Below are 19,200 nucleotides of genomic sequence, written 5' to 3'. Positions count from 1 at the left end.
CTAGAACGGGTAGTGCCGGGGCGTCGTCTGGACCGTGATCCAGCGCAGTTCGGTGAAGGCTTCGACCCCGGCCCGACCGCCGAAGCGCCCGTAGCCTGAGGACTTCACGCCGCCGAAGGGCATCTGCGCTTCATCGTGCACGGTCGGTCCGTTGACGTGGCAGATGCCGGCGTCGATGCGGCGCGCCACATTCCACGCGCGCGCCACGTCGCGGCCGAACACGGCGGACGACAGGCCGAACTCGTTGTCGTTGGCCACGGCCACGGCTTCTTCCACACCGCTGACACGCACGACCGCCTTCACGGGGCCGAAGGATTCTTCGCGGTAGATGTCCATGGCGGGTGTCACATGGTCGAGCACGGTCGCGGGCATCAGCGTGTTGCCCGCCTTGCCGCCACAGACCAGCGTCGCGCCCTTGGCGAGCGCGTCGTCGATCAGCGCGTTGCAGCGCATCACCGTGGCCATGTCGACCACCGAGCCCAGCACCACCGGGCCTTCGCGCGGATCGCCCAGGGGCAGCGCCTGCGCGCGGGCCGCGAACTTGGCGACGAACGCGTCGGCCACGGCGTTGTCCACCACGATGCGCTCGGTCGACATGCAGATCTGCCCCGAGTTGGCGAACGAGCCGAAGATGGCCGCGTTCACCGCGGCGTCGATGTCGGCGTCGTCCAGCACCACGAAGGGCGCCTTGCCGCCGAGCTCGAGCACGGCCGGCTTCAGGTACTTGGCGCAGGTCTGCGCAATGAGCCGGCCCACGCGCGTGGAGCCGGTGAAGTTGACGCGGCGCACCGCCGGGTGCGCGACCATGGCTTCGACCACGGCGCCTGCATCGGCGGGCGCGTTGGTCACGAAATTCACCACGCCCTTGGGCAGGCTGGCTTCGTTCAGCGCTTCGACGATGAGCGCGTGCGTCTCGGGGCACAGCTCCGAGCCCTTGAGCACCACGGTGTTGCCGCAGGCCAGCGGCGTTGCGATGGCGCGCGTGGCCAAAATCACGGGCGCGTTCCACGGCGCGATGCCGACCACCACGCCCGCGGCCTGCCGCACACCCATGGCCAGGCTGCCGGGCACATCGGACGGAATCACCTCGCCCGCGATCTGCGTGGTGAGCGATGCAGCCTCGGTGAGGATGCCAGCCGCCAGGTGCACGTTGAAGCCGGCCCACAGCGCCGAGGCGCCGGTCTCGCGCGCCATGGCCTGCACGAAGGCGTCGGCCCGGGCTTCGAGCGCGTGCGCTGCCTTCAGCAGCAGTGTGCGGCGTTCGTTGGGCCCCGTCTTCGACCAGGTGGCGAAGGCGCGGTGCGCGGCCTCCACGGCGCGCACCGCGTCGGCCGGCGTGCCGGCGGGGGCGCGGGTGGCCACGCTGCCGTCCAGCGGGTTGCGGCGCTCGAAGCGCGCGTCGCCCGCGGCAGTGCGGAGTTCGCCGTCGATGAACATGGAAATGTCGGTCATGGGGTGTCCTTGCAGAAAAGAGGAAAGACGAAATCGAAGGGGTGTGTCAGGCAACGCCCAGGTAGGCCTGGCGCACCGCGTCGGAATGCAGCAGTGCCTGCGCCTCGCCCGAGGCGACCACACGGCCGCGTTCGAGCACATAGCCGCGGTCGGCGGCCTGCAGCGCCTTGCGCACGTTCTGCTCGACCATGAGCACGGTCACGCCCTGCGATGCGATGCGCCGCACGATGGCCAGCAGCTCGTCCACCATGCGCGGCGCCAGGCCGAGCGAGGGCTCGTCGAGCATCAGCAGGCGCGGTCCGCTCATCATGGCGCGCGCCACCGCCACCATCTGCTGCTCGCCGCCGCTCATGGTGCCGGCGAGCTGCGAGGCGCGCTCCTTCAGGCGTGGAAAGTCGTCGAAGGCGCGCACGAGGCGTTCGGCGCGCAGGCGCGCGGGCACCAGCCAGCCGCCGAGCTCGAGGTTCTCGGTCACGGTCATCTGCGGGAACAGCTGGCGGCCCTCGGCAACCAGCGCCAGCCCGCGGCGCACGCAGGCCGTGGCGTCGCTGCAGGGCAGGGCCGCGCCGTCGAGCAAGGCTTCGCCCGTGCGCGGCAGCAGGCCGGCCAGCGCCTTCAGCAGCGTGGTCTTGCCCGCGCCGTTGGGCCCCAGCACGACGGTGATGCCGGGCGTCACGTCCAGGCTCATGCCCTGGATCACCTGGAAGCCGTGATAGCCCGCCGAGAGACTGCGCACGGCGAGCGTGCTTGCGCGCGTGTCGTTCATGCCGTGGCCTCCATCTCGTCGCCCAGGTAGGCCTCGACCACCTCGGCATTGCGCACCACCTCGGCCGGTGTGCCGTCGGCGATCTTGCGGCCCTGGTGCAGCACCAGCACGCGCTCGACGTACTTCAGCAGCGTGGCCACCGCATGCTCGATCCACACCACCGTGAGGCCGTGCTCGTCGCGCAGCCGGCGAATGCGCCGCGCCATCGCGTCGACCTCCACCTCGGTCAGGCCCGCGGCCACTTCGTCGAGCAGCAGCACGCGCGGGCGCGTGCCCAGCGCCATGCCTATTTCGAGCAGGCGCTGCTGCGAGGGCGTCACGTCGGCCGCGATGTTCTTCGCGAGTGCGCCCAGGCCCAGCATGTCGAGAATTTCGCCCGTGCTGCCCAGCCCCGCGATGGGCGTGCGATGCCGCCCGGCGAACTGCATGCCGAAGCGCACGTTGTCTTCGAGTGTCATGTCGGCCATCACGCGCGGCGTCTGGAATGTGCGCGCAATGCCGTGCGCGGCATACAGGTGCGGGCCGCGCCGCGTGAGGTCGACGTGGCCTTCCACCAGCAGTTGCCCCGAGGTCGGCATGACCACGCCCGAGATGGCGTTGAAGAAGGTCGTCTTGCCCGCGCCGTTCGGCCCGATGATGCCGACCAGCTCGCCCGCGTGCAGCGTGGCGCTGACCGCATCGACCGCGGTCAGGCCGCCGAAGCGCACCGTGAGTTGGCGTGCTTCCAGAAGCGGCGCCTTACTCATGGCCGTGTCTCCGCAGAACCGCCGCCTTGCGCTGCCACAGCGACGCGAGGCCGTTGGGCAGGTACATCACGCACAAGATGAGCAGCAGCCCCAGCACCATCATGTAGCCGTAGGGCAACTGCAGCCGCAGCGTTTCCGACAGCAGGCTGAACACGATGGCCGCGGCCACCGGCCCGCCGATGCTGGAGGCCCCGCCGATCATCGCGATCAGCACCGTCTGGAAGCCGATGAAGGGGCTGAACACCGCCGGCGGGTCGATGTAGGTCCAGCGCACCGCCATGGCCGCGCCGACCGCGCCGGCAAAGGCGGCGGTGAGCGCAAAGCCCATCACCTTCACGCGGCGCGTGTCCACGCCCAGCGTCTGCGCGCGCTGCTCGTCCGCGCCGATGCCGGCCAGCGCCAGCCCGAAGCGGCTGCGCTTGACCAGCAGCGCGGTTGCAATGGCAGCACCTGCGATCGCCAGCACCGTGAGGTACACCGTCTCGTTCGACGGCACCACCGTGAGCACGCGCCCGACCGTGCCCGACACCTGCTTCTCGACGAAGGTCACGGCATGGCGGATGAGCTCCGTCATGCCGAAGGTCAGCACCGCGAAGTAGGTGCCGCGCAGGTGCAGCACGGCCGCGCCCATCAGCACCGCCACCGCGCTCGCAATGGCCGCGCCGCTCAAGATGACCAGCGGCCACGGCAGCACGTCGAGCAGCGTCGCGCTCGCATACGCACCCAGGCCGAAGAAGGCCGAGGTGGCGAGCGACAGGTAGCGCGTGGCGCCGCAGAACAACGACCAGCTCGTGGCCAGCGCGATGTACATCAGGCAGCCGAGCGCGACCGAGGCCGCGAACTCCGACGCCACCCACGGCACGGCGGCCGCCAGCGCGAGGCCGATGCACAGCACCCACCACGGCTTGTTATGAAAAAGGGAAATCATCTTCTGGAGAACAGTCCGTTGGGCCGCCAGATCAGCACGCCGATGAACACGGCGTACGACAGCAGCATCTTGAGCGAGGGGCTCGTGTAGTACATGCCCAGCGCTTCCACCACGCCCAGCAGCAGGCCGCCGACCAGGCTGCCCGCGATGCTGCCGAAGCCGCCGAGGGTGATGACGATCAGCGCGGTCACGGTGTAGGGCTCGCCCATGGAAGGTGAAATTTCGTAGGTCATCGACAGCAGCGCACCGGCCACGCCCGACAGGCCCAGGCCGATGCCGAACATCAGCGGATGCAGCCGCTTCGTGTTGATGCCCACCAGCTGCGCGCCGGTGGGCGACTGCATCAGCGCGCGCACCGCCTTGCCCAGCAGCGTGAGCTTGAGCAGCGCGATGAGCGCCAGGCTCAGCGCCAGCGCCACGCCGAACAGCACCAGCTTGTTGGCGGTGAAGCGCATCTCGCCCACCTGCACCGGGTCGGCCAGGTAGTCGTAGCCGCGCAGGTCGCCGCCCCACACCAGCAGGGCGGTGTTCTGCACCAGGAACATCAGGCCGAAGCCCACCATCAGGCTGCGCGCCTCGAACACGTCGACGTTGGGCGCGCGCGCGGCCACCTGCCGGAAGCACAGCCAGTGCACCGCCATGCCCAGCGCCATCAGCAGCGCGAACGCCACCGGCATGAACACCAGCGGCGAAATGCCCCAGGCGGTGTGCGCCCACCACGTGACGAAGGCGCCCAGCATCAGGAACTCGCCGTGCGAGATGTTCATGATGCGCATCAGCCCGTACTGCAGGTTCAGCCCGATGGCCACCAGTGCGTAGATGCCGCCCGTGATCAGTCCGCCGGCCAGGAGCTCGGCCCATCCAGAAAAAGACACGTGCTTACTTCCAGGCCGGCTTGGGGCTGAGTTGCGCCGTGGCGCGGTCTTTGGGCCAGACCACTTCGAAATCGTTGCCCTGCCATTGCGACACCGTGCCCGGAATGGACGCGTTCTCGCTGCCCTCGAAGCGGATCGGCCCCAGGATGGTCTTGAACTCGTTCCTGGCGATCTGCTCGCGCAGCGCCTTGCGGTCCAGGCCCACCTTCTCCACCGCCTGTTGCAGGATCTGCAGGCCGGCCCATGCGTGGCCGCTGGCCCAGCGGTCGGGCTCCTTGCCGAACTTCTTGGTGTGCGCGTCGAAGTAGGCCCTGGCCTCGGGGCTGGTCTTGCCGTTCCACGAGCCCATGCCGATCACGCCTTCGGTGTCGGCCGCCATCACGTTCTTGTACAGCTGGAAGGCCGTGCCCACCGACGCGTAGAAGTACTTCGGGTTGAAGCCCACCTCGCGCGCCTGCCGGCTCGCCAGGATGGTGTCGGGCGGGTAGGTGATGCCGATGAAGGCGTCGGGGTTCAGGTCCTTCATGGCGCGCAGCACCGGGGCCAGGTCTTTCACGCCCAGCGGGTAGCTCTTGCGCTCCACCACCTGGATGCTGGTCTTCTTCAGCGCGGCATTCAGCGCGGCGAAGTTCTCCAGCCCGAACAGGTCGTCCATGTAGACGATGGCGATGGTCTTCACGTTGTTCGCCACCAGCATGTCGACCAGCGCGCCCATCATCTTGTCGGGCTGCTGCAGCAGCGAAAAGAAGAAGGGCAGGCGCATGTCGATCAGCTTGCGCGACAGGGCCGTGGGCGCCAGCAGCGGGTAGCCGAAGCGGTTGGCCAGCGGGGCCACCGCGAAGTTGGCGCCCGACCCCCAGGGCGGCAGCACCAGGTCGACCTTGTCGCTGCCCATGAGCTTCTCGAAGGTGCGCACGCAGGTCTCGGTCTCGCTGCGGTCGTCGTAGCCGATGAGCTCGATGGGGCGCTTCGCACCCTTCACCGACAGCCCGCCCGCCGCGTTCACCTGTTCGGCCCACAGCAGGTAGTTGGGTTCCTGGCTCACCTGCGCGCCCGCGGCCCAGGGGCCGGTGCGCGAAATGGCGTAGCCGATCTTCACGGGGCCGCTTTGCGCGAATAGGCGCGGTGCGACGGCGGCCGCGCCCAGCGCGGTGGCGGTGCCCTGGATCCAGCGGCGGCGATTGGGGTGGTGTTGCATGAGGTCTCCTGCCGGGCGTCGGAGTGCGCCCGCTCCCTGCAATCGTAGAAACGGGAGCCCTCGCGCGCTGTGCACGCCGCGCACAAAGCACTTGACGCAGCGTGCACGCGACTAGTGGTTAACCCGCGATGAAAAGGCCATTCGAATCGCCCCACAATGCGCGGCGTTCCGGGCCCGGCCTGCTACCTTTCGCGTTCGCTTCTCGGCCTTCAACCCTTTCACTGCATGACCACGTCCCTGCGCCTGTCCACCGACGAGATTCCGCCGAAGGAGCGCGGGCCGCTGTGGTGCGAGTGGGTGTGGCGCCACTTCGGCGGCCTGGGCTCCGACCTGTACGACGACACCGAGTTCGACGGCCACCTGGCGGCCTCGCACGCGGGCGACGTGATCCTCACGCGGCTGGAGGCCAACCGCCACCGCGTGCTCAAGACCACGCAGATGGCGCGCCTGAGCGACGTGCCGTACCTGAAGATCGTCGCGCCCTGGCAGGGCTCGGCCGAGGTCACGCAGCGCGGGCGCGCGGCCGCCGTGCGCTCGGGTGGCTGGACGCTCTACGACACCACGGCCGACTACACCGTGGCCAACCCCGAGCGCAGCGACCACCTCATCGTGATGCTGCCGAAGGACCAGCTCGCCTCGCCCGCGCTGCCGCTCAACGACCTGGTGGCGCGGCGCATCGGCGGGGCCAGCGGCATCTCGCGCGTGGCGCTGGAGGCCATGCGCAGCACCTACCTGGAGCTGCCCTTCATGAGCGAGGCGGCGGCGCGCGGCGCGGGCGAACTGCTGATCCAGCTGGTGCGGCTGTCGCTGATGGAACTGGCCGGGCAGGAAACACCGCAGACCCAGCGCGAGGCCCTGAAAGACCGCATCCGCCGCCACGTGGCCCAGCACCTGCGCGACCCGGCGCTGTCGATCGACAGCACGGCGCTGGCCTTGCGCTGCAGCAAGCGGCTGCTGCACAGCGCCTTTGCGGACGATGACGAAACGCTGAACGGCTACATCCAGCACCAGCGGCTGGCCGCGAGCATTCGCGACCTGATCGACCCGGCGAACGCGGGGCGTTCCATCACCGACATCGCGCTGGCCGCGGGCTTCGGCAACCTCTCGCATTTCAGCCGCGTGTTCCGCGAGCACACGGGCGGCAGCCCGAGCGAGTTCAGGCGGCAGGCGGCGGTGCGCTGAGGGCGGCGGGCGGGGTTGCGGCGACGGCCGGTGTGGCATTCTTGGACATGGCCAACCGCGCATACCTGTTCAACACCTCTGTACCTGTCTGCAATCGCATCCACCTGCATGAGGCATCTGCGCGCGACGGATCGCCTTGTGCGGAAGTGGCCCAAGGTGCCAATCAGATTCCGGCAATCTGGTTCTTCTGCTTCCGCAAGGAAGACCTGATTCCCGCCACCCTCAGCTTCGGGCATGGGGCTGGCGTCGTTCACCGACAGATTCTTCTGCCATGCGCACCCGTCGAGCACGCGGTGCGCAACCTGGTCGCGGCCCGCGCGCTGCTGGATGCGTTCGTCGGAGACCGGGCGCTGGTCGAGGACTATTGGCAAGCTGCCGTCGATACGCTGCGCGGGCTCGCCCTGCCGTATCTCGCCATGGACCCGACAGAAATTTTTCTGCTCAATGATCCCGATGAAGAGGCGCTTGCTTTCGTGAAAGCCTTTGAAGGTGGCGAAGCGGCATTCGAGGCCATCAGGTTGCTGTCGTTCTATGAAAAGGACCAGGCACCGTATGCGTACGAGGAGTTCATGTCGGGAGGCGTGCTGGACCATGCGGCTCGACGGCGCAACTCCGCAGCGCTGCTCGGCGGCTTCGCCGTCGAACCTGAAGCCCCGGTCGATGCTGCGCAGATGCCGATGCCGATGCCGATGCCGGTGGCAGCTCGACCCGATTTCACCCGCACGTCCGTGCCGTCGATCGTGATGACACATGCGCCTGCATCCGTTTCTTTCGATACGGCCGCCATAGCGGCTTCCGTCCAGCGGGCTTCCATGCCGCAAGGTGCGCATCGGACAAAGGGCGACGCCAAGCCGAAGCCCTGGTGGAAGCTCTGGTAAACGCCGCGCCGTTCGTTTTCGCTCACTGCACCGCGTCGTCCACGCTCCACGGCGCATACACGTCCGCGTGCAGGTCGGGCGAATTGACCTTGGCCAGCAGGTCCCGCACGTCGTCCTTCACACGCGCCAGCGACAGGCGCGCGCCGCGCACGCGCACGTAGGCCGCGAAGTCGCACAGCGCCTCGATGCTGGTGGCGTCGAGGTCGGGCGACTCCTCCAGGCTCAGCACCATGCGCTGCAGGCCCGGCACCGCGTCGACACGCGCGCGGATCGACGCGAACACCGCGTCCGCGTTGCCGAAGAACAGCGGCACCTCGGGCCGCGCGATCAGCGTGTGCGGCGGCACCACGGCCTCGGGGTGGCGGGCCGTGTCGACGTAGTCGTGGCTCTGGCCCAGCCGGCCGAGCCAGCTCACCGTGGTGCGCGAGAACCCGCGCAGCAGCAGCAAGAGGCTCACGCCGATGGCGGCCAGCAGCCCGTCGAGCACGCCCAGCAGCAGCACGGCGGCCACCGCCACCAGCGCCACCAGCCGGTCGCGCCGCCACTGGAAATAGGGCCGCAGCGCGGCCGGGTTCAGCGTGTGGCTCACCGCATGGATCACGATGGCGGCCAGCAGCGGTTCCGGCGTGTGCGCGATCCACGGCAGCAGCGTGAGCACCGCCACCAGCACCACCAGCCCCGCGACGATGCCCGCCGCGCGGCTCTGCGCCCCGGCGGACTCGTTGGCCGAGGTGGCCGAATAACCCGCGCCCACCGGCATGCCCTGGAACAGCGCCGAGAGCAGGTTGGCGCCGCCCAGCGCCAGCAGGTCGCGGTTGGCCGACACGTTGTCGCCATGGCGCAATGCGAAGGTGCGGATCGACCCGTACGACTCGGCATAGAGGATCAGCGCCATCGCGAAGGCCAGTCCGCCCAGGTTCTGCCACTGCGCGCGGTCGAGCTGCGGCACGCCGGGGTGCGAGAAGTCCAGCGAGATCGGCCCCACCGCCGCCACGCCCCAGGCCTGGCACAGGCCGCTCACGTCGAGCAGGATGCCGCCGGCGATCACCAGCAGCGCGGCCGGCACCGCGCGCCAGCGCGCGAGACCCCGCAGCAAGGCGAGCGCGACCAGCGCCATGGCCGCGCCGGCCAGGTTCCAGTGCCGCCATTCGCCCACGAGCCCGCCGGCGAGCCGGAAGAAGTCGCTGTGCACCGGTTGCACCGCCAGCACCTTGGGCAACTGCTTCACCACGATGGTCAACGCCAGCCCGAGCGCGAAGCCGCGCAGCACCGGCTTGGCGATCAGGCTGGACACCGCGCCGAGCTTCGCGATACCCGCCACGACGAAGAACAGGCCTGCCAGCAGCACGATGCCCGCGCCCATCGCGAGCCGCGTGACGGCGTCCACCCCCGTCACCGACATCGTGGCCGCGAACAGCACCGCGGCGGACGACGAGGTGGCCGAGACGATCGCGAAGCGGCTGCTGCCGAACAGGCCGTAGACCAGCAGGCCCGCGAAGAGCGCGATCACGCCGGCTTGGGGCGGCAGGCCCGCGATGCTGGCGTACGCCACGGCCTCGGGCAGCAGCAGGCCCGCAATGGACACGCCCGCCACGAGGTCGGCGAGACCGGGACGGCGGGAGGCGGCGCTTGTCGGCGGGATGGGCGGCGTGGGCGGCGTGGTTGCGGTCATGAAGGAGTGGGTGGTTGCCGCCGCAAGCTATCAGGCGCCGGCGGACCGGAAGCTGACGGCATGCGCCATGTGCGCGGCCCCTGCGGACCGCAGGCTGTTGAGCCCCGCGGGGTCGTAGCGCTCGATGGCCCGGTGCCCGTCCAGATCTTCCTTCAGCCGCAGGCCGGTGTCGAGCAGCAATGCCTGCAACGTCGCGGGATCGAAGACCGACAGGAAGGACTCGCCCGCCGCCGACACATCGCTGCGCAGCTTGCCGAATCCCGGCGCGGAAAAGCCCCTGGTTCGCGCTGCTTGCAAGGAGCGCGCTGCAGGTGCCCTTTCCGACGGCGGGTACGATTTCACCGTGACCGAGGTCGATGCCCAGCGCATCCGCCCGGTCGCCGTGCGCCGGGTGCCGGCGGACGCACCCGACACCCCAACCTGCGCACCATGAACAACGCAAAGCACCGCCAGAGCGTTCCGCTCGACAAGGCCTACCGCCTGATGAACCACGGCCCCACCGTGCTCGTGAGCGCCGCGCACGGCGGCCAGCGCAACATCATGGCCGCGGCCTGGGCCATGCCGCTCGATTTCGCGCCGCCCAAGGTGGCCGTGGTGCTCGACAAGAGCACCTGGACACGCGTGCTGCTCGAAGGCGCGGGCACCTTCGCGCTGCAGGTGCCCACGCGCGCGCAACTCGACCTGACCGAGGCGCTGGGCAGCAGCTCGGGCCGCGAGATCGTCGAGAAGTCGGGGCACGACAAGTTCGCCGCCTACGGCCTGGAGACCTTCGCGGGCGCCGCCACGGGCGCGCCGCTGCTCGAAGGCTGCGCGGCCTGGCTCGAATGCCGGCTGCTGCCCGAGCCGCACATCCAGGAGCGCTACGACCTGTTCCTGGGCGAGGTGATCGTGGCGCAGGCCGATTCGCGTGTGTTCGCCAACGGGCGCTGGAACTTCGACGGCCACGACGACCTGCGCACGCTGCACCACGTGGCGGGCGGGCATTTCATCGTCGACGGCGATGCGGTCGATGCGCGGCCGCTGCCGCCCAAGGCCTAGTTCTCAGGGCATCGGCTCAGGCCGAATTGCCCCGCGCCGCGCGCGGTACCAGCATCGCGCGCAAGACCACCACGCCGCACACGGCCGCGGCCAATGCCAGCAGCACGGCCCACAGCAGGCGCGAGGGCGACGCGGCCTCCAGCCGGTCGGCCAGCAGCAAGGTGGTGGTGTTGTAGGTGGCGTGCAGCGCAATGCATGGAATGAGCGAGCGCGTGCGCTCGTACAGCCAGGCGAGCACGGTGCCCATCACGAAGCCGACCACGAACTGGTAGATGTTCATGTGCGCCGCGCCGAACAGCAGCGCCGACATGAAGATGGCCTGCCAGCGCGGATAGCGCTGCAGGAAGCCGCGCAGCACGATGCCGCGGAACAGCATCTCCTCCAGCAGCGGCGCCATCACGCACACCGCCAGCACGGCCGCCACGCTGCCGTCGGCCATGCGGCTGAAGAACGACTCCTCCCAGCGCGACAGCGGCACGATCGCCATCAGCAACTGCAGCGTGGAGGTGATGGCGAGCAGCAGCGCCGGCACCAGCAGCAGCACCGGCGGCACCACCAGCATCAGCATGGCGCCGGGCGATGAAGGCGAATGATGGAAGAGCTCGCGGTAGGTGAGCTTCTGGAAGTGCATGACCACCGCGAACACGCAGCCGTTGCCCAGCACGGCCGCGAGCACGCCGATCTGCATCGGGTTCAGGCCGAGCCAGCCGTTGGCGTCGCGCAGTGCGGCACCCACGACGAATTCGCAGAGGAACAGGGCCACGAACAGCAGGGCGGCTTGCGCCGGCGAAGGGAAGGCCGCGCTTTTCGGGGAGGGCATGAGGAGGGCGCCGGTGAACGGGCGCTGGGGGGACGGTGGCGCGGATGTTACGCGACCGCCCGGGCGGATCAGGGGTGCGCCGGTTTCCCCATGCGCAACAGCTGCGAGAGCGGCGACAGCCAGATGCCCCCCGGCTGGCCGGGCAGCGGCAGCACCAGTTCGCGCAGCACCGCGTACTCGCGCAGCCGCGCCGGTCCGTGCGGGTCGCTGGGCATGATGCCGGCGGCGGGATGGCACATGAGCACATCGCCGCTGCCGCTGGCCGAGAGCCATTCGGCCAGCCGGCGCGCATAGTCGCCGGCATCGCCCGAGAAGTCGTACACGCCCAGCAGGTGCCGGCTCGTGGGAATGCCGTGGCGCGCCGCGAGCGCGGCCAGCCGTGCACCGCCCAGCGCATGGATGAGCCTGGCCTTCCAGCGGTCGGGCCCCTGCAGCCAGCCCGGCGCGGTACAGCGCAGCCAGGGCGGCGACGCCGCGTAGCGCCGCGCGATCTCCTCCACCAGCAGCTCGCGCACCACCGCGAACTGGTGCACGTGGCGGTGCCCGTCGATGAAGGCCGGCGCGCGGCCCATGGCGTCCTCGAAGCGTGTCATCTGGTCGCGGATGTCGGCCTTCAGCCCCGCCGCGAACACCGTGCGCGTGCAGGTCTGCGCCAGCAGGCCGGCCAGGCCGGGCTCGGGCCCGTCGACATGCGACGGCCGCGTGAGGTCCAGGTGCAGCCCGACATCGAGCCGCGCGGGAGCGAAGCGCCGCAGCGCCTGCGCACCGGCCAGCCAGGCGCTGCGCCGGACCATGCCGCCGGTGGCGGAGATCTTGCCCCGCTCGGCCAGGTCGACGACGGCCGCGTTCACGCCCGTGCTCAGGCCGAAGTCGTCCGCGCAGAAGCAGATGCGGCGCGCGGTGGAAGGGTGCAGGGCGGCCTCGTCAGTCATCGCCGCTGGCTCCCGCGGGCGATGCGGCGGGGACGGTGAGCACGGGGGGTGCGCGGGATATGGGGGATATGGGGGATATGGGGGTCAGGGAGGGTGGGGCGTCCAGGCAATGCGGGTCGCTGGTGGCGCTGCCCGCGAAGCGCCACGCGGCCAGGGCGTGGTTGACCGCCACCAGCTGCGCGCGAGCCAGCCAGGGGTTCGCCTGATGCACGGTGTTCGCGCCCACGATCCAGGTGGCGCGCGGCACGCAGAGCGTGGAAGCCAGCTGCGTGCGCTCGAGCAGCGTGGCGGCCGCACGCGCCGGATCGAAGCGGCCGGCGTCGGAGATCTCCTTGCGCCAGTTGTCGCGCGTGTCGCGCGCCGCCGCCTGCCAGTCGTCCGACACCAGCACCGGCTCGCGCAGGTTCCAGTAGAACGGAATCTCGTAGGAGTAGCTGTCGAGCATCAGCACCCGCTCGCCGGGCGCGACCGACTGGCCGGCCGGCAGGCGCAGGCGCGCGCCCGGCGGCGTCGCATACACCGTGATGGCCGCCACGCAGGCCATGCACAGCGCCGCGGACGCCAGCGTGGTGGCGCGCACCTTGGGCAGCAGCGACTCCGGCGTGCGGCCCGCGAGCACGCGCTGCGCGATCAGGTACGCCAGCGGCGGCAGCGCCGGCAGCACATAGCCCACGAGCTTGGAGCGCGGCATCGAGAAGAACGCCACGATCACCGCGAGCCAGATCCACATGAGCACGTCCACGTCGGAACGCCTGGGCCGGGTGACGCCGTCCTTGCCGCGCGGCACCAACGACCAGGCGAACCAGGCGAACCACGGCAGCGTGAGGCCGGCCAGCACCGGCAGGTAGAACCAGAAGCCGTGCTGGTTGTTGAAGCCCGACGAGGCGAAGCGCCTGAAGTGCTGCGTGACGACGAAGTAGTCGAAGAACTCGGGGTACTTCATCTGCATGGCCACGAACCACGGGCCGGCCACGGCCAGCAACACGGCCCAGCCGGGCAGCCACAGCGCGAGCTTCAGCGCCGCGAGCCTGCGCGTCGCCGCGCACCAGAAGGCGATCACCATCGCGGGCAGCACCAGCCCGATGAGCCCCTTGGCCAGCAGCCCGCCCGCGGCGAACAGGTAGGCACCCGCGAGCAGCGCGCGCCACGGCTCCTCGCGCTCCTTCGCCAGGGCCGCGCCCGCCGCCAGCAGCACCGTGCACGCGATGCAGCCGGCCACCAGCATGTCGAGGTTGGCGAACTGCGCGCCCAGGAAGAAGAAGGGGGTGGTCACCAGCACCACGGTCGACAGCAGCGCCAAGCGCACGGTCGACCAGCGGCGCAGGAACAGGAACAGCCCTGCCGCCGCCGCGCCCGCGCCCAGCACGGAGGGCAGCCGCGCCGCCCATTCCACCGGGCCGGTCACCGCCATCGCGGCCGCGCCGATCCAGTAGAACAGCGGCGGCTTGTGGAAGAAGGGCAGGCCGTCGAGCCGCGGCACCAGCCAGTCGCCCGAACGCAGCATGGCCAGCGCAACGCCGCCGTAGCGGCCCTCGTCGGGCGCCATCAGGGGACGCACCCAGGCGGTGGCCAGCAACCAGGCGAAGATCGCCGCGATGAGCCACAGGGGCTGGGGCGCGGTCCACCATCGGGAGCCCGGCTGCCTCATGGTTTTCCGGCTTCCAGGCCGGCGCCGTCCTCGCGGCGCACCACGTACAACGGGCGGCCCTTCACTTCTTCGTAGATGCGCGCGATGTACTCGCCGACGATGCCTGTGGAGATCATCTGCACGCCGATGAAGAACATCAGGCTCACCACGATGGTGGTCCAGCCGGAGACCGCGTTGCCGAACAGCAAGTGGTCGATGGCGACGTAGATGCCGTAGGCAAAGGCCGGCACCGCGAACAGCAGCCCGACCACGCTCACCATGCGCAGCGGCCAGGTCGTGAAGGCGGTGAGGCCGTCGAGCGCCAGGCGCACCAGCCGCCGTGCGTTGAAGCTGCTCACGCCTTCCGCGCGCGGCGCGGGCGTGTACGGCATGGCCACCGCGCGAAAGCCCACCCAGGCGTACAGGCCCTTCATGAAGCGGCTGCGCTCGGGCAGGCTCATGAGCGCGTCGACCACCCTGCGGTCCATCAGGCGGAAGTCGCCCGCGTCCTTGGGCACGGCGAAGCGGTCCGACGTGTTGACCAGGCGGTAGAAGAGCTTGCTGCCGAGCTGCTTGAAGCGGCTTTCGTCGCTGCGCTCCTCACGCACGGCGTACACCACCTCCGCGCCGGCCGTCCACTGCGCGATCATCTGGTGGATGAGGTCGGGCGAGTGCTGCAGGTCGCCGTCGAGCAGCACCACGGCGTCGCCGGCGGCTGCGGCCAGGCCCGCGGTGATCGCGGCCTCCTTGCCGAAGTTGCGCGACAGCGAGATGCAGCGAAAGCCCGACAGCTCGCACCACGCCTGCGCGACGGCGGCGGTGTCGTCGGTGCTGCCGTCGTCCACCACGATGATTTCCCAGCGCAGCTTCGTGGCCCAGAGGATGTCCTCGAGCCGCGGCAGCAAGTGGCGCAGGTTGGCGCCCTCGTTGAAGCAGGGGATGACGCAGGAGATGCTGCGGGCCTGCGCTTGCGGCATCGACGGCACACGCGAGCGATCGGTCCCGGCGCGCATCTCGACCATCGTTTCGGTGGCATCGATGCCGGCGCCGGCGCGTGAATGCCTGGCAGTCGTCGACGAAATCATGAAGGTCTCCAAGGCGACGAGGCCGCCTGAGGGTTGTCCGAACCGCGCGTGGCGCGCAAGACGAAAAAATGAACGAACCAGCTTCCGATGGCGATCGCGCCGGCAACCACCGCGCCGAGCAACAGGCCCGCGACGATGTCGAGCGGAAAGTGAACGCCGACGTACACGCGCGCCCATCCGGTGGCGGCGGCCAGCGCCAGCAACGGCAGGCCGAGCCTGCGCAGGTTGGGGCGCAGCATGAAGGCCACCGCCACCATGAACATGACGGCGGCGTGCGTGCTCGGCAGCGAGCCGCGGCCCGCATGCTCGATGTAGGCCGGTGCCAGCCCCAGCACGAAGGGCCTGGGAACGTTGAGCGTCATCGCGATGCCATGGGCCAGCAACGACGTCAGGCCTGCCGCGGCGGCGACGACGAACAGCCAGGCCCGGTCGGCAGGGTGGCGCCACAGCGCCAGCGCAACGATGCCCGCGCTCAGCCAGCTGCCCCACAGCGCCAAGGCCGTGGCCGCGGAAAGCACCCATGGCGTGGGCTGGCTGCCGGCCGAAAGCCATTGGAAGACGGCGAGGTTCAGCGCGTTCATGGCGCGACCCCCCGCATGCGGAACAGGAAGACAGGCGTGCAAGGGCACCCGGCGCGGCACGCACGCCAGAAAGAGCGGGACATGGTCAGACCTTTCGAGGAGGAAGAGAGCCCTCGGCTCCGGCTTCACGCCTTGTGGCGTGACGAGGCGCAGCGAGGCGTTGCGACGCACGCGGCGCCGAATCGCTTCTCAGATCGGGGAAGGTGGGGCGGTGGTGGGCGGCAGGCGCCGCCAGGGCGCCGCGGTGGGCGGCGCGCCGCCGTGCGGCGGTACGTGCTCGGGCACCTTGCGCACGATGGGCACGACCAGCCGCGCCATCGACAACACCAGCGGTAGCATCGCCAGCACCAGCGCCATCAGGGCGCCGAGCGCGAAGCTGAATGCGTCGGGGTGGTCGAGGCTCGCCGGCGCCTGCGCGAACACGGTGGTCTCGCGGTCCGCCGGATGGTCGGCGCGGTCGTCGGCCTCGAACTGCGCGGTGTCGCTCAGGCTGCGCACGCGCAGCATCGGCTCGTCTTCCAGGCCGTCGCAGCGGAAGTGAACCGCGATGAAAGGCTGCAGCAGAACCAGCAGCATGCCGAGCACGCACCACGCCTTGCGGTGGGCTTCGGCGAAACGGCGGACACGTGCGAGCAGCATGCGCGGATGCTAAGAGCCCCGTGTGAACGCAACCTGATCGTGCGGGTCAGCGTCCCGCAAGGTTGCCGGCGCGTCGCGCGGCGCGCGGGTTACAGCAGGAAGGGAATGAAGCGCCGCGTGCCGCGCATGTAGGCACGGTAGTCGTCGCCGAAGTGCGCAATGCACTCCTGCTCGTCGCGCAGTGCCGTAATAAACAGCAGCACCGTGGCCGCGAGCACCAGCCCCAGCGTGAGCCAGGTGAACTGCTTGAGAAAGGCGCCCCACGCGAGCAGCAGCAGCGCGGTGTACATCGGATGGCGGATGTAGCGGAAGGCGCCGGTCTTCACGATGGACGATGTCTTCTCGAAGCCGTAGAGCGCGGGGTCGTCATTGCGCGCCTCGGTGGGCTTGCCCACGGCCCGCAGCAGCCGCACCGCGTGAATGGGCAGCCAGATCGACAGCACGAAGAAGACCGAGGAGACGATGTGCTTCGGCGAGAACGGGTCGTCGTGCCAGGTGGGCAGGTTCACCACGATCAGCACCAGCATGCATTCCCACGCAAAGAAGCGGTAGAAGCCGTGCGAGCCGGGCTGGCTCAGCGGGCTGCGCGACACGTACAGCAGCGCGGCCGTGCCGGCGACGAGAAGGAAGAGCTGGAACCCGAAGAGCATGACGGGCGAATCTACACGGCCTTGCCCGCCCTGCGGCCCATCAGGCGTCCGGTGCGTCGGGCTTCTTGGACACCAGCGTCAGGATGTCGTAGCTGGCCACCAGCTCGCCGTCCTGGTTGGTCACCTCCACGTCCCAGGCCACCACACCCTGGCCCTGGCCGCTGGCGTCCTTCTTGTTGCGGTCGGTCTTGCGCTTGCAGGTCAGGCGCGCGCGGATGGTGTCGCCGATGCCCACGGGCTTGGTGAAGCGCAGCGTGTCCAGGCCGTAGTTGGCCAGCACCGGGCCGGGCGCGGGCGACACGAACAGGCCGGCCGCCGCCGACAGCACGAAGTAGCCGTGCGCAATGCGCTTGCCGAACGGACTCTGTTGGGCGGCCACCTCGTCGAAGTGCATGTAGAAGTAGTCGCCCGAGATGCCGCCGAAGGCCACGATGTCGGCCTCGCCCACGGTGCGGCGGTGCGTGAGCAGCGAGTCGCCCACGCGCAGGTCTTCGAAGTAGCGGCGGAAGGGGTGCACCTCGCTCTCGCGCACGGCCGCGCCGCGCACGTGTTCGCCGGTGATGGCGGCCAGCATGGTGGGCGAGCCCTGCAGCGCGGCGCGTTGCAGGTAGTGCTTCACGGCGCGCAGGCCGCCCAGCTCTTCGCCGCCGCCGGCGCGCCCCGGGCCGCCGTGCTTGAGCTGCGGCAGCGGCGAGCCGTGGCCGGTCGATTCGGCGGCGGCTTCGCGCTCCAGCACCAGCAGGCGGCCGTGCCACGCGGCAGCCACCGGAATGGCCTTGGCAGCGATGGCCGGGTCGCGCGTGACCAGCGTGCCCACGAGGCTGCCGCGGCCGCGGGCAGCGAGTGCCAGCGCCTCGTCGATGCCGTCATAGGGCATCAGCGTGCTGACGGGGCCGAAGGCCTCGACGTCGTGCGCGGCGTCGTGCTCGAGCGGCTTGCGGCTCAGCAGCAGCGTGGGCGCGAAGAAGGCGCCTTCGCTCACGCCGTCGCCCACGGGCGAGAAGCCGTCGCGCTCGCCGTACACCAGCTCGGCGCCCTGCAGCAGCGTGGCCACGCGTTCGGCCACGTCGGCCTGCTGGTCTCGCGAGGCGAGGGCGCCCATGCGCACGTCTTCGCGCGAGGGGTCGCCGACGACGATTTTTGCGAGCCGCGCGCGCAGCCGTTCGGCCACCGCGTCCAGGTGCTGGCGCGGCACGATCGCGCGGCGGATGGCCGTGCACTTCTGGCCGGCCTTGATGGTCATCTCGCGCGCGACCTCTTTCACGAAGAGGTCGAACTCCTCGTCGTCGGGCGTGACGTCGGGCGCGAGGATGGCGCAGTTGAGCGAGTCGGCCTCGGCGTTGAACGGAATCGACTGGCGCACGAGGTTGGCGTTCACGCGCAGCTTGGCGGCGGTGTCGGCCGAGCCGGTGAAGGTGACCACGTCGGGGCCTTCGAGCCGGTCGAGCAGGTCGCCCGTGCTGCCGATCACCAGTTGCAGGCTGCCCGCGGGCAGGATGCCCGACTGCACGATGAGGCGCATCAAGGCTTCGGTGAGGTAGCTGGTGGCCGTGGCCGGCTTGCCGATGCACGGCATGCCCGCGAGGAAGCTGGGCGCGAATTTCTCGAGCAGGCCCCACACCGGAAAGTTGAACGCGTCGATGTGCACTGCCACGCCGCCGCGCGGCACCAGGATGTGCGTGCCCGCGAAGCCGCCCTTCTTGCCGAGCGGGAAGGCCGGGCCTTCGTGCACCAGGTTGCCCGAGGGCAGCTCGTTGGTGCCGATGCCGGCATAGGCGCTCAGCGTGCCCGCGCCGCCTTCGATGTCGATCCAGCTGTCGGCGCGCGTGGCGCCGGTGTGGGCCGAGACGGCGTACAGCGTTTCCTTGTTCGCGGCGATGTACTTGGCCAGTGCCTTCAGGCGCTCGGCACGCTGCTGGAAGTCGAGCGCCATCAGCGCTGGAATGCCGGTGCGGCGCGCATAGGCCAGTGCTTCCGCGAAGTCGATGGCCTCGGCATGCGTGGCGGCCACGGGCTGGCCGTTGACGGCGCTGCGCAACTGTTGAGAGGCTTCGTTGCCGATCCAGCGGCCGGCGATGTAGCTTTGGAGGGTGGTGGTCATGGTGCGTGTCCTTTGGCTTCGTATGGTTCC

General features: G+C 70.0%; 19 protein-coding genes. 3 read left to right on the top strand and 16 right to left on the bottom strand.

Annotated elements, in window-relative coordinates; genetic code table 11:
* The 6 genes from ACSFA5_RS14835 to ACSFA5_RS14810 are packed head-to-tail and all read right to left on the bottom strand — an operon-like array spanning position 1 to position 5,965.
* Entirely contained in the window at positions 1-1,452 is a 1,452-nt protein-coding gene (locus ACSFA5_RS14835; protein WP_435444810.1) for an aldehyde dehydrogenase, read from the bottom strand.
* A gap of 46 nt (positions 1,453-1,498) precedes the next feature.
* Positions 1,499-2,218, bottom strand: coding sequence for an ABC transporter ATP-binding protein (locus ACSFA5_RS14830; protein ID WP_435444809.1), 720 nt, complete (start codon positions 2,216-2,218; stop codon positions 1,499-1,501).
* Positions 2,215-2,964 (bottom strand): ABC transporter ATP-binding protein, encoded by a 750-nt coding sequence (locus tag ACSFA5_RS14825; protein ID WP_435444808.1) that lies wholly within the window; start codon positions 2,962-2,964, stop codon positions 2,215-2,217. Before ACSFA5_RS14825 ends, ACSFA5_RS14830 begins: the two co-directional genes overlap by 4 nt.
* Positions 2,957-3,892, bottom strand: coding sequence for a branched-chain amino acid ABC transporter permease (locus ACSFA5_RS14820; protein ID WP_435444807.1), 936 nt, complete (start codon positions 3,890-3,892; stop codon positions 2,957-2,959). Before ACSFA5_RS14820 ends, ACSFA5_RS14825 begins: the two co-directional genes overlap by 8 nt.
* On the bottom strand, positions 3,889-4,767 hold the full coding sequence (locus ACSFA5_RS14815) for a branched-chain amino acid ABC transporter permease (protein ID WP_435444806.1): 879 nt from the start codon (positions 4,765-4,767) through the stop codon (positions 3,889-3,891). The genes ACSFA5_RS14820 and ACSFA5_RS14815 overlap by 4 nt, the downstream gene beginning before the upstream one ends.
* Before the next feature lie 4 nt (positions 4,768-4,771).
* Positions 4,772-5,965: an amino acid ABC transporter substrate-binding protein gene (locus tag ACSFA5_RS14810; RefSeq protein WP_435444805.1), complete on the bottom strand. Its 1,194-nt coding sequence runs from the start codon at positions 5,963-5,965 to the stop codon at positions 4,772-4,774.
* Between the two features lie 225 nt (positions 5,966-6,190).
* On the opposite strand from ACSFA5_RS14810, the gene ACSFA5_RS14805 reads away from it, so the two are divergent.
* Both ACSFA5_RS14805 and ACSFA5_RS14800 read left to right on the top strand, forming a co-directional pair.
* Positions 6,191-7,147 carry a helix-turn-helix domain-containing protein gene (locus ACSFA5_RS14805; RefSeq protein ID WP_435444804.1) on the top strand — a complete coding sequence of 319 codons (957 nt, stop codon included), beginning with the start codon at positions 6,191-6,193 and terminating at the stop codon, positions 7,145-7,147.
* 41 nt (positions 7,148-7,188) lie between these two features.
* Positions 7,189-8,025, top strand: a complete 837-nt coding sequence (locus ACSFA5_RS14800; RefSeq protein WP_435444803.1) for a hypothetical protein — start codon at positions 7,189-7,191, stop codon at positions 8,023-8,025.
* 22 nt (positions 8,026-8,047) lie between these two features.
* Here the strand turns inward: ACSFA5_RS14800 and ACSFA5_RS14795 are convergent, their stop codons facing one another.
* Positions 8,048-9,697 carry a SulP family inorganic anion transporter gene (locus ACSFA5_RS14795; protein WP_435444802.1) on the bottom strand — a complete coding sequence of 550 codons (1,650 nt, stop codon included), beginning with the start codon at positions 9,695-9,697 and terminating at the stop codon, positions 8,048-8,050.
* Between the two features lie 30 nt (positions 9,698-9,727).
* Positions 9,728-9,994, bottom strand: a complete 267-nt coding sequence (locus ACSFA5_RS14790) for a hypothetical protein (protein WP_435444801.1) — start codon at positions 9,992-9,994, stop codon at positions 9,728-9,730.
* A 132-nt stretch (positions 9,995-10,126) separates the two neighbouring features.
* On the opposite strand from ACSFA5_RS14790, the gene ACSFA5_RS14785 reads away from it, so the two are divergent.
* Complete coding sequence (locus ACSFA5_RS14785; RefSeq protein WP_435444800.1) at positions 10,127-10,735, top strand: flavin reductase family protein; 609 nt, start codon at positions 10,127-10,129, stop codon at positions 10,733-10,735.
* Between the two features lie 16 nt (positions 10,736-10,751).
* Here the strand turns inward: ACSFA5_RS14785 and ACSFA5_RS14780 are convergent, their stop codons facing one another.
* The 8 genes from ACSFA5_RS14780 to paaZ form a co-directional block, all read right to left on the bottom strand.
* A complete protein-coding gene (locus tag ACSFA5_RS14780; protein WP_435444799.1) occupies positions 10,752-11,555 on the bottom strand; it encodes a CPBP family intramembrane glutamic endopeptidase in 804 nt (267 codons plus the stop codon).
* A 68-nt stretch (positions 11,556-11,623) separates the two neighbouring features.
* Positions 11,624-12,487 carry a ChbG/HpnK family deacetylase gene (locus ACSFA5_RS14775; protein WP_435444798.1) on the bottom strand — a complete coding sequence of 288 codons (864 nt, stop codon included), beginning with the start codon at positions 12,485-12,487 and terminating at the stop codon, positions 11,624-11,626.
* Positions 12,480-14,135 (bottom strand): ArnT family glycosyltransferase, encoded by a 1,656-nt coding sequence (locus ACSFA5_RS14770; RefSeq protein ID WP_435444797.1) that lies wholly within the window; start codon positions 14,133-14,135, stop codon positions 12,480-12,482. Before ACSFA5_RS14770 ends, ACSFA5_RS14775 begins: the two co-directional genes overlap by 8 nt.
* Positions 14,132-15,199, bottom strand: coding sequence for a glycosyltransferase family 2 protein (locus ACSFA5_RS14765; protein WP_435444796.1), 1,068 nt, complete (start codon positions 15,197-15,199; stop codon positions 14,132-14,134). The genes ACSFA5_RS14770 and ACSFA5_RS14765 overlap by 4 nt, the downstream gene beginning before the upstream one ends.
* On the bottom strand, positions 15,196-15,780 hold the full coding sequence (locus ACSFA5_RS14760; RefSeq protein ID WP_435444795.1) for a phosphatase PAP2 family protein: 585 nt from the start codon (positions 15,778-15,780) through the stop codon (positions 15,196-15,198). Before ACSFA5_RS14760 ends, ACSFA5_RS14765 begins: the two co-directional genes overlap by 4 nt.
* A gap of 189 nt (positions 15,781-15,969) precedes the next feature.
* On the bottom strand, positions 15,970-16,419 hold the full coding sequence (locus ACSFA5_RS14755) for a hypothetical protein (RefSeq protein WP_435444794.1): 450 nt from the start codon (positions 16,417-16,419) through the stop codon (positions 15,970-15,972).
* Positions 16,420-16,508: 89 nt separating this feature from the next.
* On the bottom strand, positions 16,509-17,069 hold the full coding sequence (locus ACSFA5_RS14750) for a methyltransferase family protein (RefSeq protein ID WP_435444793.1): 561 nt from the start codon (positions 17,067-17,069) through the stop codon (positions 16,509-16,511).
* 40 nt (positions 17,070-17,109) lie between these two features.
* Positions 17,110-19,170: a phenylacetic acid degradation bifunctional protein PaaZ gene (gene paaZ, locus ACSFA5_RS14745; protein ID WP_435444792.1), complete on the bottom strand. Its 2,061-nt coding sequence runs from the start codon at positions 19,168-19,170 to the stop codon at positions 17,110-17,112.
* Positions 19,171-19,200 lie beyond the last annotated feature (30 nt).

The sequence above is a fragment of the Variovorax monticola genome, assembly GCF_051216855.1.
In the GTDB taxonomy this organism is placed as follows: Bacteria; Pseudomonadota; Gammaproteobacteria; order Burkholderiales; family Burkholderiaceae_C; genus Variovorax.
The sequence above is the reverse complement of the archived record's forward strand: the minus strand, read 5'-3'. Positions and strand labels throughout refer to the sequence as shown.

What these genes read in the sequence shown, in the direction of transcription:
- ACSFA5_RS14750 (WP_435444793.1), bottom strand. Translation starts at nt 17,069, where the DNA reads ATGCTCTTCGGGTTCCAGCTCTTCCTTCTCGTCGCCGGCACGGCCGCG.
- ACSFA5_RS14760 (WP_435444795.1), bottom strand. Translation starts at nt 15,780, where the DNA reads ATGAACGCGCTGAACCTCGCCGTCTTCCAATGGCTTTCGGCCGGCAGC.
- ACSFA5_RS14785 (WP_435444800.1), top strand. Translation starts at nt 10,127, where the DNA reads ATGAACAACGCAAAGCACCGCCAGAGCGTTCCGCTCGACAAGGCCTAC.
- ACSFA5_RS14825 (WP_435444808.1), bottom strand. Translation starts at nt 2,964, where the DNA reads ATGAGTAAGGCGCCGCTTCTGGAAGCACGCCAACTCACGGTGCGCTTC.
- paaZ (WP_435444792.1), bottom strand. Translation starts at nt 19,170, where the DNA reads ATGACCACCACCCTCCAAAGCTACATCGCCGGCCGCTGGATCGGCAAC.
- ACSFA5_RS14755 (WP_435444794.1), bottom strand. Translation starts at nt 16,419, where the DNA reads ATGCTGCTCGCACGTGTCCGCCGTTTCGCCGAAGCCCACCGCAAGGCG.
- ACSFA5_RS14765 (WP_435444796.1), bottom strand. Translation starts at nt 15,199, where the DNA reads ATGATTTCGTCGACGACTGCCAGGCATTCACGCGCCGGCGCCGGCATC.
- ACSFA5_RS14795 (WP_435444802.1), bottom strand. Translation starts at nt 9,697, where the DNA reads ATGACCGCAACCACGCCGCCCACGCCGCCCATCCCGCCGACAAGCGCC.
- ACSFA5_RS14820 (WP_435444807.1), bottom strand. Translation starts at nt 3,892, where the DNA reads ATGATTTCCCTTTTTCATAACAAGCCGTGGTGGGTGCTGTGCATCGGC.
- ACSFA5_RS14780 (WP_435444799.1), bottom strand. Translation starts at nt 11,555, where the DNA reads ATGCCCTCCCCGAAAAGCGCGGCCTTCCCTTCGCCGGCGCAAGCCGCC.
- ACSFA5_RS14810 (WP_435444805.1), bottom strand. Translation starts at nt 5,965, where the DNA reads ATGCAACACCACCCCAATCGCCGCCGCTGGATCCAGGGCACCGCCACC.
- ACSFA5_RS14775 (WP_435444798.1), bottom strand. Translation starts at nt 12,487, where the DNA reads ATGACTGACGAGGCCGCCCTGCACCCTTCCACCGCGCGCCGCATCTGC.
- ACSFA5_RS14770 (WP_435444797.1), bottom strand. Translation starts at nt 14,135, where the DNA reads ATGAGGCAGCCGGGCTCCCGATGGTGGACCGCGCCCCAGCCCCTGTGG.
- ACSFA5_RS14830 (WP_435444809.1), bottom strand. Translation starts at nt 2,218, where the DNA reads ATGAACGACACGCGCGCAAGCACGCTCGCCGTGCGCAGTCTCTCGGCG.
- ACSFA5_RS14805 (WP_435444804.1), top strand. Translation starts at nt 6,191, where the DNA reads ATGACCACGTCCCTGCGCCTGTCCACCGACGAGATTCCGCCGAAGGAG.
- ACSFA5_RS14835 (WP_435444810.1), bottom strand. Translation starts at nt 1,452, where the DNA reads ATGACCGACATTTCCATGTTCATCGACGGCGAACTCCGCACTGCCGCG.